The 17,131-nt window shown below is 34.2% G+C and carries 12 protein-coding genes; 4 read left to right on the top strand and 8 right to left on the bottom strand.

What is annotated here, in order from left to right:
• Positions 1–25 precede the first annotated feature (25 nt).
• From L1276_RS13030 to L1276_RS13050, 5 genes are all read right to left on the bottom strand, one after another.
• Positions 26–1,108 carry a putative glycoside hydrolase gene (locus L1276_RS13030; RefSeq protein ID WP_253788442.1) on the bottom strand — a complete coding sequence of 361 codons (1,083 nt, stop codon included), beginning with the start codon at positions 1,106–1,108 and terminating at the stop codon, positions 26–28.
• Between the two features lie 6 nt (positions 1,109–1,114).
• Positions 1,115–2,185 (bottom strand): carbohydrate-binding family 9-like protein, encoded by a 1,071-nt coding sequence (locus L1276_RS13035; protein ID WP_253788443.1) that lies wholly within the window; start codon positions 2,183–2,185, stop codon positions 1,115–1,117.
• A 7-nt stretch (positions 2,186–2,192) separates the two neighbouring features.
• Positions 2,193–3,158, bottom strand: coding sequence for a glycoside hydrolase family 130 protein (locus L1276_RS13040; protein ID WP_253788444.1), 966 nt, complete (start codon positions 3,156–3,158; stop codon positions 2,193–2,195).
• Between the two features lie 317 nt (positions 3,159–3,475).
• Positions 3,476–5,353 (bottom strand): sodium:solute symporter family protein, encoded by a 1,878-nt coding sequence (locus L1276_RS13045; protein ID WP_253788445.1) that lies wholly within the window; start codon positions 5,351–5,353, stop codon positions 3,476–3,478.
• A 40-nt stretch (positions 5,354–5,393) separates the two neighbouring features.
• Positions 5,394–7,637: a GH92 family glycosyl hydrolase gene (locus L1276_RS13050; RefSeq protein WP_253788447.1), complete on the bottom strand. Its 2,244-nt coding sequence runs from the start codon at positions 7,635–7,637 to the stop codon at positions 5,394–5,396.
• A gap of 121 nt (positions 7,638–7,758) precedes the next feature.
• Between L1276_RS13050 and L1276_RS13055 the strand changes: the two genes are divergently transcribed.
• Together L1276_RS13055 and L1276_RS13060 are read left to right on the top strand one after the other, a co-directional pair.
• Positions 7,759–8,817: a sensor histidine kinase gene (locus L1276_RS13055; protein WP_253788449.1), complete on the top strand. Its 1,059-nt coding sequence runs from the start codon at positions 7,759–7,761 to the stop codon at positions 8,815–8,817.
• A 68-nt stretch (positions 8,818–8,885) separates the two neighbouring features.
• On the top strand, positions 8,886–9,599 hold the full coding sequence (locus L1276_RS13060; RefSeq protein ID WP_253788451.1) for a LytTR family DNA-binding domain-containing protein: 714 nt from the start codon (positions 8,886–8,888) through the stop codon (positions 9,597–9,599).
• Between the two features lie 257 nt (positions 9,600–9,856).
• On the opposite strand, the gene nagB is transcribed toward L1276_RS13060, so the two are convergent.
• The 3 genes from nagB to L1276_RS13075 all read right to left on the bottom strand — a co-directional run bounded on the left by nagB (position 9,857) and on the right by L1276_RS13075 (position 14,560).
• Positions 9,857–11,770 (bottom strand): glucosamine-6-phosphate deaminase, encoded by a 1,914-nt coding sequence (gene nagB, locus L1276_RS13065; protein WP_253788454.1) that lies wholly within the window; start codon positions 11,768–11,770, stop codon positions 9,857–9,859.
• Between the two features lie 140 nt (positions 11,771–11,910).
• Positions 11,911–14,010: an alpha-L-fucosidase gene (locus L1276_RS13070; protein WP_253788456.1), complete on the bottom strand. Its 2,100-nt coding sequence runs from the start codon at positions 14,008–14,010 to the stop codon at positions 11,911–11,913.
• A gap of 232 nt (positions 14,011–14,242) precedes the next feature.
• On the bottom strand, positions 14,243–14,560 hold the full coding sequence (locus tag L1276_RS13075; RefSeq protein WP_253788458.1) for a hypothetical protein: 318 nt from the start codon (positions 14,558–14,560) through the stop codon (positions 14,243–14,245).
• 120 nt (positions 14,561–14,680) lie between these two features.
• Here L1276_RS13075 and L1276_RS13080 point away from each other — a divergent pair, with 120 nt between their 5' ends.
• Both L1276_RS13080 and hmpA read left to right on the top strand, forming a co-directional pair.
• Positions 14,681–14,908 (top strand): helix-turn-helix domain-containing protein, encoded by a 228-nt coding sequence (locus L1276_RS13080; RefSeq protein WP_253788460.1) that lies wholly within the window; start codon positions 14,681–14,683, stop codon positions 14,906–14,908.
• Between the two features lie 648 nt (positions 14,909–15,556).
• Entirely contained in the window at positions 15,557–16,768 is a 1,212-nt protein-coding gene (hmpA, locus tag L1276_RS13085) for an NO-inducible flavohemoprotein (RefSeq protein ID WP_253788462.1), read from the top strand.
• Positions 16,769–17,131: the final 363 nt, after the last annotated feature.

Raw genomic sequence — 17,131 nt, forward strand, 5'->3', positions numbered from 1 at the left:
CTATCTTCTTATGTGTTTAAAAATATTACTTTAAACTTGCTTTTGTTTCTTTGATGGTCTTTAAATTACTTTCAGACAATGCATTTCCGTCGAAAAATGAAACTCCTACGGCTCCATTTTCTTTTGCTTCTAAAATAGCTTGTTTTAATTCTTTATCGTTTTTCAATCCCGGAATATAAATCCCTGTATTGATTTTTGTTTTCTTATCTTCTAAGTCTGCAACACCTTGTTTTGTAGCATAACCAACCCAGTCAATTTCTTCATTGTAAAAACTGTGGTAAATCATTGGATATACTTCATCAATATTCCATTTATCCCAACGCTGGCGTACCATGTGGTCTGCCATTTCTGGGTAAGGAAATACAGCGGCAGTTAATTGTTTGTTGTGTTTATGTGCAATTTTATATGCATCGTCAACAACAGCTTGTATCGCATTTAAACGGAAGTTTTTCCACTCCATATCGATAGAAGTGTTGTGGCTTTCTTTTGGGTTTTTATGGTGGATTTTTTCGAATGCTTTTACACATTCGTCACAATAACAAAAATCAAATTGAGGTAATTCTACATCCTGAACTAAGTTGTATTTTGGCAGTAAACTAATTGGTAAAAAGATGTCCGGGAAACGAATATAATCTAAGTGAACACTCTCAATTCCTTCTACTTTTGCCAGTTCTTCAACTAAATGCAAAACGTGTTCTCTTGATTCTTTTCTGGTTGGACATAACCATTGGTAGTAATCTACGTAAGGACGATTGTCAAAGCATGATTTTCCTTCTTTACTTACCTGATACCACTCCGGATGCTGTAAAGCAATTGAATCTCCGGGTCTGTTCATAGCCATAATCCAGGCATGAACTTTTAGGCCTTCTTTAGTGGCAAGAGGCACTAATCTTTTTAAAAGCTGTGCATCTGTGGTAGTATTGATTAATACTTCGTCGATACCGCCGTCTTTATATTTTTTGAATTCTTTTGTATAATCTGCATCTGATTTTTTAGCATCAGCGGTTGTCCAGACTCCAAATTTAAATGCAGTGGTTGGTTCTTCTTTTTTGGCACAAGAAAAAATAGTAATGGCCAATAATAGAAGTAATGCTTTTGGTAGTTTCATAGTGGTTTATTTTGTTATTATTTTGCCATCCTGCCTTATAATCAATGTTTGATTTGAGAAAGGACTTTTTATTGAAATATTATATCCTGCAGAATGGTTTTCTAAAATAGGCTTTAAAATTTTATTATCAACGCTGATGGCTTCTTTTGTTAGATTCGCCAGCGATTTTGCCCAAACTTTATTCTTTTGAAAATATTCTTTTTGGGCTCTGTATAAATTGTAAAGTTCCCATTTTACTTTTTCTTCCTGCGGAATGGTAAAGGTATCTTTTCCTTCTTTGGATGAAAAATAAACATATCCCCATTTTTCAGGTTCATGCATATTGATTACACCCATTGGTGACCAAACCCAGTTGTATTCTGGAAGAAATTTTCCGTCAGAATCTTTTTTGCGTTCGTATTTTCCGTCGATAAGTGAATGCTGCCAGTTGACTCTTGAGAAATTGACTCTCCAGAATTTATCTGCAGGCACGTTTTGATCAAAATATGATGTTTTGTAAGCTGCCCACGGAATCGCCATTTCTAAAACCCATCCCTGATCAACATCATTAGGGTTATTAAGCGTTCCATGAATTTTTACAGCTGATTTTAAACCGGTAAGATTCCAGTCATTTAAAACCACGAGATCATTTTCTCGGTAAGGTTTTGATAAAAATAGATCCCAAGCAGTGTTCAAGGCGTTTATCTCTAATTCGTAATAGTTAAAAGTATCGCTGTCGGGATCTATAAAAACTTCAAAGTCATTGTTATAAAATATAATGGTATCTCGCTGCTTTAAATTAGCCCAAACGTGCGGTTCGTCAATCTTTGCTAATATATAAAAATTGGTTTCGTCCCATAACATTTTAACTTTTGTTGCATATTTGGGTTTTACATCATTTTCTATATCCTCAAAAAGATCTGTCCAGTCTGCCTTGCTCCATGAAGCGTCAGACTCGTCTCCGTCTATTGTAATTGGACTTGTTGTTTTTGCCGCTACATATGTTTTAGGAATAATCGTATTTTTCTTTGACTGCGCAAAACCCGCCGTCGAAAGACAAACTAAAACAACTGTTAACCATTGAAATTTTAAACGCATGCTTTTTCTATAAACTGTTATCTTTTGTAAACTGAATTACTTCACTTAATTTACCAAATGCTATTGCTACAGCGGTATCTGCTGCACCATAATAAACAGCTAGTTTATCTTCTTCTGTATCGTGTAAAGCGGCACATGGGAAAACTACATTTGGCACATCTCCTACCATTTCATAAATCTCAGCAGGTCCTAATAAATAAGGCTGTGTTCTGTATTTAACTTTGTCTGGTGAATCAACATCTAAAAGTGCTGAGCCCATTGCATAACGGAAACCGTTGCAGGTATTGATAACCCCGTGGTAGATCATTAACCATCCTTCATTAGTTAAAATAGGAATTGGTCCTGCTCCCACTTTTGTACACTGCCATGCACTTTTTTCAAACGGACTTGGTTTCATTACTAATCTATGTTCTCCCCAATATTTCATGTCCGGGCTGTAACTGATCCAGATATCTCCAAAAGGCGTATGTCCGTTATCACTTGGACGGCTTAACATCGCGTATTTTCCGTTTATTTTTTGAGGGAATAAAACTCCGTTTCTGTTGAATGGTAAAAAGGCATTTTCACATTGAAAAAACTCTTTAAAGTCAAAAGTATATCCAATTCCAATTGTTGGCCCATTGTAACCATTACACCATGTAATCCAATAACGGTCTTCGATGAAAACCACACGCGGATCATATTTATAAGCAGATTCGATCATATCTGTATTACCAGACTGCATTACGATTGGTTCGTGGTTGATGTCCCAATCGATTCCGTTTTTACTAAAGCCGGCAAAAATATTCATTTGAACCGCTTTGTTATCACATCTGAAAACTCCCGCATAACCATCTCCAAAAGGAACTACAGCACTATTAAAAATACTGTTTGATGATGGTATTGCATATCTGTCGATAATTGGATTTTCAGAATATCTCCACATTACATCGTTACTGTTTTCGGGTCTGTCTTGCCAAGGAATACTGCTCATTTTTTTTGTTTTTTATTGTTTGTTTTATTGTAAAGCTTTGTCATTAATTTAAACACATAGAAACATAGTTTTTGAAAACCGCATAAAGGCGTTTCACTTGCATTAACAAACATAGCTATGTATTAGAAACTAGTTTCTTTTTGTATTCTTTTATACACATTTAAAACCTATCTTTCTATGTGTTTAATTTTTTTCTCAATCTTGTCATTTCGAGAAACGAGAAATCGCACTAGAAATTCCGCAATCTAAATCGTCAATCTTTGTCGAGTTTCGTGTGCGATTTCTCGTTCCTCGAAATAACAAACTGTATGTCTTATCTAATCTTCAATTTTTCTAACCTTATCTAACCACGTAAACTTCAATATCGTAGTCGTTACTAAAAACACAATCAAAGCCGTAATTGCTTTTGGATAATCTCTGATAATAAAGAATATCGGAAGCAAAATCATGCTCGACTGCCAGATAATTCCAATTGCACAGTTCATCATATCTTTCCAGAAATCATTGTTTTTTTCGAAAGTAAAATCTTCTGCTTTCAATTGTTTATAAACCGGCCCCCAGAATCCCCAAGGTCTTACGTTTGCATAGAATGATTTTAGAACTTCCATGTCTGTTGGTTTGCTTAAGAACGTTCCTAAAATACACCCTAAAATTGAGAAACCAAATATTATTGGGAACAAGTAAATGGCCTGTACTTGTGCTAAATCGTATAAAAATGATCCTTCGGTTAAACTTCCTTTTGCCTGACCTAAAGCAAATTGTAAAGAAGCAATGATTAATCCGGCGAACATTCCCCAGAAATAACCCCATCCGTTAAAACGCCACCAAATCCACTTTAGGAAATTTGCAGCAACGTAACCTCCGTATAAAGCACTTGTAATCCAAAGCGTTAAAGAGTTGATTGAATCGGCAAAGAATCCCATGAAAACTCCTAAACCAACTACAAGGAAAGATGAAATCTGACTTACTTTAATATAATGTGCATTTGTAGCAACCGGTTTAAAGTATTTTTTATAAATATCATTTACAATATAAGCTGGCCCAGCGTTTACAAACGCTGAAAATCCCGACATGAAAGCGGCTAATAAACCTGCTAAAAGAATTCCTTTAATTCCAACCGGAATATATAAATTGACCACTTTTGGCATTAATAATTCTAAATCAGCCCCGGTTAAACCTGTGTTGGCATTCAATTCCGGTGCTAAGTTTACCAATGCAATTACTACGATTCCGGTAATTAACAAGTATCTTGGAATAAATAAAATTAAGTTCGTAAAACCACTCATATAAGCCGCTTCTTTTACAGATTTTGTAGAAAGAACACGTTGTAAATCATAACTAGGAGTTGGCCCTGCGACACTTGCAAAGAAACCTTTGAATAATGTCATTCCGATGAAAGCACCAAACATTTTATAACCTTCTGAATCAATTAAATTATTGAAGGTTTGGAATTTATCACTCCACTGGGTTTCAAACTGCCATCCGAAGAAAACATTTTTCCACTCCTCGGTAATAACCGAATTTATCTGAAGATCTGTATAATTAATAAATGCATATCCGGCAATTAAAACTCCGGCTACAATCATGATTAAATATTGTACAACTTCTGTCGCAACGACAGAAAACATTCCGCCTTTTACGGTATAAATTGTAGTTAAAAAAATGATAATTAAGGCGTAAGAACGTTCTGAAGTCAATAAAATTAAATCGCCATAATGAAGCGTTAAATCCCACGGTAGAATAATAGTTACAAATTTTCCGATTCCTTCGAAGAAATAAGCGATAAAACCAATTGTAGAAATAATAGCAAAAATAGCCACAATAATATGCGATGCTTTTCCGGCTCTGTCGCTGCCAAAACGGGTTAAAATCCATTCAGAACCTGTCATTACTTTTGATCTTCTAATCCAGACTGCAAGGAACATCATCACGAAAATCTGATTCCAGATTGGCCAGAGCCACATGAACATAAAGCTTTTTACTCCATATAGAAAAAGTACTCCAATCATCCAGGAAGTTCCGGAAACATCAAACATTCCAGATCCGTTACTAAGACCTAAGAAATACCATTTGATTGTTTTTCCGCCAAGAAAATAGTCATCTAATCCTTGTTTTGCTTTTCTTGAAATCCAAATTCCAATACTCACTGAGAGCAGAATATAAGCTACGATTATCGATACGTCAATAATATCCATTAAATTATTTGTTTGTTAGGTTAGTTACGTTTTTGTTTTTTTATTTTTTTGTTCCCCAGTTTTTATTTGGCTGAGGTCCCATTACAAAATGTAAAACCCCGCCTTTTAAAATCTGTTGATGTGTGATTGCTGTTTGATTGAATTCAACTCCGTTTAAAACAGCCGACTGGATATAAAAGTTTTTATCTGAAACATTCTCTGCTTCAATTACAAACGTTTTACCTTTTTCAAGATTGATGGTCGCTTTCTCGAAAATCGGACTTCCAATTTCGTATTCTCCCGAAGCCGGATTCATTGGGTATAATCCCATTGAACTGAAAACATACCAAGCTGACATTTGTCCGCAGTCTTCGTTACCGCTTAATCCGTTTGGTGTCGTATTGTATTGTGTATCTAAAATATGACGTACCCAATATTGCGTTCTCCACGGCTGGCCCGCATGATTGAACATATACGCAATGTGGTGACTTGGTTCGTTTCCGTGTGCGTATTGTCCAATTAATCCCGAAATATCTGCCGAAACATTGTTTCCTGTAATTTCTGAACTTTCGGTAAACAACTGTTCTAAACGTTTGGTAAATAATTCATTACTTCCGTGAAGTTTGATAAAATCTTCTACATTATGAGGTACAAACCAACTGTGCTGCCATGCATTTCCTTCTGTATAATCTGTGTGTTCTCTGTGATTAGAATGTTTTGGGTCGAAAGGTTCATTCCAAGATTTTCCGTCTTCAGATTTTCCTCTCATGAATCCTGTTTTTGGATCAAATAAATATTGATAGGCCTGAGAACGTTTTAAGAAAAATTCATAATCGGCATTTTTTCCTAAAGCTTTTGCCATTTGTGCCACACACCAATCATCATAAGCATACTCTAAAGTAATTGTAACCGATTCGTCTAATAAATTATAAGGTATATAACCGTATTTTTTGTAGAAATTTAAACCACGCTCGTCCTGCATCATTGTGGTTTTCATAGCCTCAAATGCTTTTTCTGCATCGAAACCTTTTATACCTTTTAAGTATGCATCAACAATTACCGGAATGGAATGGTAACCTGTCATTGTATTCGTTTCATTGGCGTATAGTGTCCAAACCGGTAATATTTTTTTGGTATCGTAATACGCTAACATTGAGTTTACAATATCTGAGGCTTTGTCTGGTGCCAGCAAAGTCAATAAAGGATTTTCGGCTCTAAAAGTATCCCATAGTGATAAGGTCGAATAAGCGGTATAATCTTTTGCTGTAACAATTTGATCATCCTCTCTCCTAAATTGACCGTTTTTATCACTATAGGTTACAGGGGCAACTTGTGCGTGATACATCGCAGTATAGAAAATCGTTTTTAACGAATCTACTGGAGTTTCAACTTTAATTTTGCTTAATGCTTTATTCCAAACAGAAGAAGCTTCTGATTTTGTATTGTCGAAATTGGCTTTTTCTCCATCTAAATTATCTTTGGCATTGGCCACACTTACAGATGACAATGCTACTTTTACAAATAATTCATCTGAGTTTTTCGGATCAAAAAATAATTGTGCCGATGTATTTTCGGATTCTGCTTTTTTAGTATTAACAATTTGTTTGTCAGCAGTTAAAACTGATTCTGTAATTGGTTTTGAAAACTTAGCAACAAAAAATACTTTTTGGTTTAATGCCCAGCCTTTACTGTATCGATAACCGCTAATGGTATATTCGTCTTCAATTGTAATTCCGGTTTTTAAGGCTTTGTCCCAGTTTATGGCAAATCCTAAATCGACAACTACTGATTGTTTGTCGTTTTTTGTAAAAGTGTACTTATGATAAGCTGTTCTTTGTGAAGAAGTTAATTCTACATTGATCTTAGGATCCTTAAGAAAAACCTGGTAAGAACCTGGTGCTGCTTTTTCGTTAACATGACTGTAAAATGATTTATAAGGTAATTGATCTCTTGAAGTTGTTTTTAATGTTAAATCGACTTTTTTGTTTGTCGGCATAAATAAAATATCTGCCAAATCGCCAATTCCTGTTCCGCTTAAGTGCAAATGACTAAACCCAGAAACGATAGAATCTGAGTAATGATAGCCAGAACACCAGTCCCAGCTTGAGATTCCGTTATCAGGACTTACTTGTAACATTCCAAAAGGAACCGTCGCTCCGGGATACGTATGACCGTGTCCACCTGTTCCGATAAAAGGATCAACATGGTTTACAAAAATATTTTCTTGATTATTATTTTTGTATGACTTTATTTTACAACTTGTAACCAAAATTACAAATAAAGCAGGCACGAGAAATTTCTTCATATAAAACAACCTTAATTTAACTTTAAATTTAAATAAACTGACTTTTTATTAAAACTTATTTAGACGGACAACATATAAACTTAGATAAACATCAAAAAAAGTCACAAAACATCCTCATATTATGAATTTCAATTCTAATAAATTATATCGCGTACCATTGTATTATCATGTGGTTTTTTGGCTGACTTATTTCTTATTTAATACTTTTAGGTGGGGAAGCTATTTTAACAATTATTGGTATTCAATAAAAACCAACTTGCTTGGTTTCCCAATTCACATGACACTTTGTTATTTGAATATCCTCATTTTCATGCCATATCTGGTGTACCGAAAAAAGTATTTTTTGTATATGCTCGCCGTTTTATCTGCCATATTTGTTATGGTATTGATAAAATTTAACCTTACTTATCTCTTAATCACACATGAAGTATGGCCCGAAGGTCCTGAAACAATTGATAAACTTACCTTAAATTATACGATTGATATGATGATGGGAGAATTGTATGTAATGACTTTTGTTACGGCAATCAAAATCACTCTGGATTTTTTGAAAGAACAAAAAAGAGTAACCGATTTAGAGAAATCACAACTGGAAACAGAATTGCTTTTCCTGAAATCACAGATTTCCCCACACTTTTTCTTCAATACTTTAAACAACATCTATTCTTTATCTGTAGAAAAATCAAATAAAACACCAAAGATTGTCTTAAAACTATCGGAATTAATGCGTTACATGCTTTATGATACAAGTGGTAAAAAGCAAAGTTTAGAAAACGAGATTCTATGCATTCAAAACTACCTTGATCTGGAGCGAATTAGAAATGATGATCGCCTGGAAGTAAACATGGAAGTTTCAGGAGATATTCATGATAAGGAGATTTCTCCGGTGATTTTACTGACTTTTATTGAAAATGCCTTTAAACACGGCGTAAACAAAAACACAGGAAAAGTAAAGATTGACATTAAATTCAAGGTAAAAGATGATTTTCTATACTTTACAATTTCAAATCCAACGCCAGAAATTACGCAGCATCAGGATAATTTTAACAAGTCAAGTGGTATAGGGATCGAAAATGTAAAAAAAAGACTGGAATTAGGATATAATAAAAGTGACTATAAGCTTTTATTTAAAAATAAAAAGAATATTTTTGTCGTGAAGCTGGTGATTAAAGTAACCTAAACACCACTTTTCCTCGTATATAAGTTTACCTGCTAGATTATTCGCTCAAATAACATAAGATTATAGAAATGAGAATAAAATGTTTGATTATTGATGACGAGCCATTGGCAATCAATGTTATAAAAACCTATTTAGAGCCACTTGAAAATTTCGAGGTAATAGATACTTTCAGCAATCCAATTGAAGGCTTGAATTTCCTGAAGAACAATAAAGTGGATGTTATTTTTCTTGACATCAATATGCCTGTTCTTGACGGAATTAATTTTATTAAAAGTCTTGAAAATCCGCCTTTACTTGTAATTACGAGTGCTTATAGTCAGTTTGCACTAGAAACTTATGAATTGGACGTTTTAGATTATCTGGTAAAACCAATCGAATTTCCAAGATTGATGAAAACGTTGAATAAAATCAGTAAAAGATTAGAAAACAAAGCTAGTTCTCCGCAGGAAAGCAATCCAGACAGCCCTTTTATATTCGTAAAAATTGACAAAAAAAGAATGAAGAAGATATTCTTCAACGAAATTCTGGTTATCGAAAGTTTAAAAGACTATTTAAAAATAAATACCTTAACAGGAAAATACATAATTCACAGCACTTTATCTGACTTTACGGATTTACTGCCGGAAAAAAACTTCATAAGAATTCATAGATCCTACACTATCGCAATCGACAAAATCGACGCCGTTGAGGGAAACAGCATTGAAATTGAAGGACTTAGATATGTTATTGGAAGATCGTATATCGATCATGTAAAACAGAGAATTTTAAATTCTTCTATATAAGTATTTAACCGCAAAGAGCGCTAAGATTTACGCAAGGTTCGCAAAGTTTATTCACAAAACTTTGCGGACCTTTTTTTATATTCCTTTTTAGATCAAGCAAAAAAACTTAGCGTCTGCGTAAATCCTAACGCTCTTTTCGGTTAAACTACGCCACGTATAAAAACAAAAAAAATGCAGCCAACCACGGCTGCATTTCAAAACTTGGTAACTAACCAAATAAACCACATGAAATAGTTTATTATATTTTAAAGATTTTCTTAGAAGAAATATCTCTTGAAAGCTTCAATTGCAGAGTAATCTGCCAAACCTAAAGCGTGATATTTTTCTGCAGTTAATCTGTTTCTGTCTTCTGCTCTAATCCAGAATTCCCTGCTGTCATCACCCTGGAACATTACACCGTCTTTTTGAGACTGGTGATAGAAAATCGCGTGACGTTTTTTCAACACCTGATCCGGACTCATTGGAACCGCCATTTCAATTTGGTACGTTTCCCATTCGTGCCAAGCACCTCGGTACAACCAAACCCAGCATTCATCCATAAAACTTTTGTGTTTCAATCGTTTCAAAGCTTCAAACAAACTGTCCAGACACACTTTGTGCGTACCGTGCGGATCTGCTAAATCTCCTGCTGCGTAGATTTGATGAGGTTTTATTCTTTCGATGATATCGCACATTATTTCGATATCAGCCTCACCAAGATTATTTTTCTTTACCGTTCCCGTTTCATAAAAAGGAAGATCAAGGAAGTTTACATTAGAATCCGGCAAACCTAAATAACGTGTTGCTGCCAAAGACTCACTTCTTCTAATCAAACCTTTTAATTTTCTAACTTCTAATGAATCGATATCATTGCTTTTTTTGTTTTTCAAAAAGTCAATAATCTTTTCAGCATCAGCAGAATTATTGTTTAGCGCTTTTGTAATTTCAGCAAACTTTAAAGCTTCCTGATTCGAAACCGCAATATTTCCAGAAGTTTGATATGCAATATGAACATCGTGCCCCTGCTCTACCAATCTGTCAAAAGTTCCTCCCATTGAGATAACATCATCATCAGGATGCGGACTAAAAATGATAATTCTTTTTCTTTCCGGAGTTGCACGTTCTGGTCTGTACGTATCATCGGCATTAGGTTTTCCGCCTGGCCATCCCGTAATAGTCTGCTGCATTTTGTTGAACATTTTAATATTCAAATTATATGCAGTTCCTTCTTCGGTTAAAACGCTGGACATTCCATTATCATTATAATCCTTGTCTGTCAGTTTTAAGAAAGGTTTTTTAGTCAATTCACTTAACCAAGCCACTGCTTTTAATTTCAATTCGTCTGTCCAGATTACAGATTTTACTAACCAAGGCGTTTTTACTCTAGTTAATTCTGATGAAGCTTCGGTATCTAAAACAAAAGTTGTGTTGTTGTGCTGTTGTAAATACGTGGCCGGAACCCTAGATGAAATTTCACCTTCAATTGTTTTCTTTATAATTTCTGCCTTGCTGATTCCCCATCCAAGAATTACAATTCTTTTGGCATTTTTTACCGTACCAATTCCCATTGTAATCGCTTTTCTAGGCACATTATCAATTCCTAAAAATGATGATGCTGCATCAACACGCGTTAAGTGATCTAATGTAATGCTTCTGGTTCCTGAATTTACGTGAGATCCCGGCTCGTTAAAACCGATATGTCCCGTTCTTCCAATTCCAAGAAGCTGAAAATCCAATCCGCCGTAAGCCTTAATCTTCATTTCATAATCGATACAATACTGCTGAAGATCTTCATTACTGATATTTCCGTCAGGAATATTGATATTTTGAGGCAAAATATTAACGTGATTAAAAAGATGCTCATGCATGAAATACCAATAACTTTGAATATCATTTTTATCCATTGGATAATATTCATCCAAATTGAAAGTTACTACGTTTTCAAAACTTAAACCTTCTTCTTTATGAAGACGAACTAATTCTTCATATACTTTTATCGGAGAAGATCCAGTTGCCAAACCTAAAATACAAGGTTCGTTTAACTCTTCTTTTCTCTGAATTATATTGGCTATTTCCTGAGCTACTAAAATCGAAGCCTCTTTAGACGAATCAAAAATTACATTATGTATCTTTTCAAAACGCGTTTCTTCGAATTTTCCTGCTTCTTTGAAATTTATACTTTCTTTAATCATTTGCCTGATGTTCTAATTATTTAGTATAAAATTAAATATTACATAATGTAAATAATCAAAAATTCGACTAATAACCTGTTACCTTCGCTATAGGGCAAAATTGGTAACTTTAAGCAAAAACATTACAAATCAAAAAGCGGTTATAATGTTTCAATTACATTTATTTCTGCAATAGAAACGGTCGATCCCTTCGCTACCGCTGACTTGGCTGTGAAACGAATATATCTGGCTTTGGCTTTTTTGAAAGTCTTAACCTGCTCGATTGGGTTATGCTTAATATTCGAAAATTCACCTTCAGACTGCAAAACCCAGTTTACATTATCTATACTAGTGTAGAATTCGTAATTTGATATTAAATTAAGATTGTTGCCCACTTGCTGCGGCACATATGTAAAACCACTTAGTGTTAAAAGACTTCCCATATCTATCGTTATTTCTTGCGGAAGTTTATTTGCATCACCTCCAAAACTCCAATCTGTATTTGGATTTCCGTCGATAACCCGGTCTGCTGATTTCAAATCTCCGCTGGATGCCGAAACTATTTTCCAGTTTTCTTTTGATGCGCCGTATTTTGCTGTTTTCACAGCACTGCTTATATTTTCTGCAACATCAATAACTACAGCTTTTATGGTAACCGCTTTATTAACCCGAAATACTCCTTTATATAGAGTACTTTTTTTTGTTGGCTTTTTTCCGTCAAGCGAATAATAAACAGGATTTCCATCTTCCGTTTTTATGGTTACATCACCATTTTTATCACGCTGAATTTCCGGCATACGCACAAAAGTCGGTGCATTGTAAGCCTGAATATTTGAAATAACAATGTTTGCTTTTGAATCTGTAATATTGATTCTTAATGCCGATGCTTTAACTCTGTCGATTCTTAAAATTCTTTTGTAACCAATAGTGGTTTCATTTGCAGCGGTTTTCCAGTTTCCATCCACTTTAACTTCAACATTAAAAGCTTTTACGCGCTGTCCAAGCGCAATATATTCCTGAAGTAAAACCCGGTTTATGTCTGTAGGTTTTTCAAATTCGAAAGTTATCGAAGCCGTTTTTACATTATCGTCTGTTGCCCAATAGGAGTTTTTATTTCCGTCAACCGCATTTTTTGCTGCAAATTCTATGTTATTTCCTCTAACATTATCCGCAGCAATTTTTGTTTTAGATAATAATTCCGTTTTAAAATCAGCTTTTATAGCTGCAACCAATTCTCTTAATCTCGCTTCGTCATTTTCATGAACCAAACCTCTTCTGTCAACCGGCAGATTTAATAATAAAGTCGCATTTCGACCAATTGATTCATAATAAATATCGACCATTTCATCCAGCGGACGCACTTTATCATCTTCAACCGAATGGTAAAACCATCCCGGTCTTATTGAAACATCGGCTTCGCCCGGAACCCATTTTTCGCCGTCTTCATGTCCCGACATAAATTCGGTATAATGCACTTTTCCGGCCAATTCATCTTTCTGGCGCAAAAGCGACCAGTTTGTTTTTCCGGCACGGCCTTCTTCATTTCCAATCCATCGCGCTTCAGAAGGACCAACTCCCCAAACCAAAGTTTTAGGTGCCGTTTTGTAGATTAATTTATAGGTTTCATCCCAATTGTAATATTCAAGCGTATTAATTTTTCTCGTTTCGTTTGCACCGCCGTAATAGCCGTCGCCGCCGTTTGCACCATCAAACCACATTTCGAAAACATCTCCGTAATTGGTCAATAATTCTTTCAGCTGATTTCTGAAATATGTAATATATTCAGGTTTTCCATATTCAGCGTGATTTCTGTCCCAAGGCGAAAGGTATAATCCTAATTTTAAATCATATTCTTTACAAGCTTCTGCCAATTCTTTAACTAAATCACCTTTTCCGTTTTTCCACGGAGAATTCTTTACGGAACGTTCCGTATACGCCGACGGCCATAAACAAAATCCATCATGATGTTTGGCTACCAATATAATTCCTTTCATTCCGGCCGCTTTCACAATGCGCGCCCATTGGCGAACATCTAAATTTGTCGGGTTAAATAAAGCCGGAGATTCATCGCCATAACCCCACTCTTTATTGGTGAATGTATTTAATGAAAAATGCACAAAAGCATAAAATTCCATTTCCTGCCAATCGATTTGTTTTTGCGTAGGAAGCGGTCCAAAAGGTTTTGGAGCATTTGCCAATTCCTGACTTAAACTGCTGGAAATTACCCCAAAAAGGCATAAGGAAAGAAAGATATTTTTCATTGTACGATGATTTATAACGTATTATTAAAATAGGAACAACACAATATTAACGTAAATTACAATTCTAATTGTTTTTATTTCGACCAACAACGATTTTGCCTATGGTTTTGGTAAAATGTTAGATGTGGAATTTAATATCAAAATCAATTCAGATAATATTAATTTCCGTAAACCCGACAGGTTTTAAAAACCTGTCGGGTTTATTGCGGTGTGTCTTGTGCGCAAAGAATTATCAAAACTCAATATCCACTAATTGATTGATTTTATCTAATAACTCAAATTCATCGATTGGAAATAACTGAAGTACGGTTTCTAATAGTAAAACCACATTTATGGATTCATAATTAGCATCTTTTGCTTCGTTTTGGTCTAATGCTAAAATACTTGATTTTAGCATATTGGTAATAATAGAACCTAATTCATAATAACTTCCTACTTTTATTTTCACATTATAAATATCTTTTTCATCCTGAATAGGCTTTAAGGTATTAAAATATTCGGCAGTTAATGTTTGAAGATTTCCCAAGCTTTTAATGTTTTTTAATTCCATTGTATTCTAACTTTTATTTTTGCACGAATATACAAAAAAAACAGTCATATTTAACCGTTCATATATGTTCCTGTTTTTTTGGCTACTTACTCCTAATTTTCAGAATATAATCAGCAATAAATGAGAAAAACTGAAGTACCTGAATCTGTTAAGATTGTAGGAAATAATATAAGAGAAATTATCAAAGAAAAAGGTCTTAAAGTAAGACATGTTGCTCATGATTCTGATTTAGATATCGAAGCATTAAGAAGATATATGCTTGGGAAACAAATTATGGGTATCGATAAGCTTATACGTATCAGCAAAGCTTTGAATGTCGAGATCTCGGAATTGTTTACAGAATTATAATTCAGATATTGTAAAATTGTCAAAAAACAGCCCCCTTTTTGGAGTCTATTTTGTTTAATTAATTTTTTTCTTTTAAATCCCAATTTAATCGCATAGTGGATTCTTCAACAATTAGTAAATCCCTATTTAATGAATGTCTTACTAATTTAAATCCTGAAAATTCAGAACTGAAATCAAATTCAAAATTTTCATAGTACTCATTATTTTCAGTAATTATTATTTTTCTTCTTCAATTATTTTTGGTAAAATTTCGTTAGTATATTAAACCTTATTGGTTCATTAAATTCTCCATTTTCATAGACCGAAACATCCCGTAAGTTATCACAGTAACCTATTCTTAAAGTTCCTTTTTCATAATTTATTATCCTTTGCATTGTTCTTAATTTTATAAATTATAAAACAAACATACAATAGCCACACAACCCATTTAAAACAAGTTACTAATAAAAATATGTGTGTTTCAACAATCATAATTTGAAATCGAAATCACAATAAAATTCCAAACTAAAAACCAGAAACAAAATACTTAACCCTTTATGATTTCAATCATAAAACGAAGCTTTGTCGTGGGGTTAAATTTGCTGTTATAAACTCTAAGACAGCATATTTCTTAGAATTTTGAATTTAAATCCTAATAAATTATTCAAAATGAATCCACATCAAAAAGAGCTTATTAAAGCTACAATTCCTATTTTACGAGCGAGCGGCGAAGACCTTACCAATTATTTTTATGCCAGAATGTTTAAACATCATCCTGAATTACGAAATATGTTTAATATGGGAAATCAGGCAAACGGAAGACAAAAATCTGCTTTAGCAAACGCAGTTTTGGCTTACGCCGAAAATATAGAAGATCCGTCAGTTTTAATTGGCGTATTAAAAGGAATCGGAACCAAACACCGGAGCCTTGATATCCAGCCGGAACAATATAAAATCGTAGGAACACATCTTATCGCCTCGATTGGAGAAGTTGTTGGAGACGCCGCCACACCCGAAATTCTTGAAGCCTGGACCGTTGCTTTTTACGAACTTGCCGCAATTATGATTAATATCGAAAAAGATTTATATCAGGAAAATATCGAAAAAACCGGAAGCTGGAACGGCTGGAGAAAATTCATCATTAAAAAAATTGTTGAAGAATCGGCGGAAATTAAATCCTTTTATCTTTATCCCGAAGACGGTAAGGAAATCGCCAATTTTCACTCCGGGCAGTTTATCAGCGTTCAGGTTTTTGTACCCGAACTGAATCTTTTACAGCCAAGACAATACAGTTTGTCAAGCACTTTTAATCCTGAATATTACAGAATTTCGGTAAAAAAAGAAAGCGGCATTGCACCAAATCCAAACGGATGGGTTTCGAATACAATGCATTCAAAATCTGAAGGCGATATTATTTCTATTTCTTCTCCTGCAGGATTGTTTCATTTAGAAAAAGATTCTCAAAATCCGTTAGTATTAATAAGCGGCGGCGTTGGACTTACGCCGATGTTAAGCATGCTGGAAACCAATTTAAATTCAATTCAGAATAAAAAAACAATCTGGATTCACGGCTGCAGAAACGAATCTGTTCACGCTTTTAAAGATCAAATTTCGGCTTTAAAAGAAGAAGCGAATCACTTAGAAACCTTTACTTTTTATGATGCTGTAACGCCGGAAAATATAATCTCAAATGAAGTAATTCAAGGCCGCGTTGATCTTCATAAATGCAAAGATTCAATTTTATTAGAAGAAGCCCGATATTATATCTGCGGGCCTGAAATTTTCATAAAAACGCAATATGAAGCACTTATTAATTTAAACGTAAATCAGAAAAATATTTTCTATGAAGAATTTGGACCTCAGCTAATTAATTTGAATTAAAATGAGAATTGTCTGGTTGTATAATAGGAAATTATTAATTCAAATACTTCAAAATCTGACAACAACGTTTTTTATAACTTTAATTCTCGCCAGTATTAACTGCTCTAATAAATCTGTTTTTTTATTTTTTTGGATGCGCTCCTGGCTGGTTGCGGCTTTAATTTCAAATTTGTTTTCAGTTTTTATATTTTCAAATAAAAAAGATTCCTAAAATTAGGTTTCAACTCCTGCAAGGTTTCCAAAACCTTGCAGGTTTAAATTTTATGCCCAAATAACTTATTGTTTTAAATATAGAATACCTACAAGGTTTTGAAAACCTTGCAGGAAAGCAAAAAACTAGAAAAGCCTTCAGAAATCTGAAGG

This window comes from Flavobacterium sp. HSC-32F16, from assembly GCF_024171645.1.
GTDB lineage: Bacteria > Bacteroidota > Bacteroidia > Flavobacteriales > Flavobacteriaceae > Flavobacterium.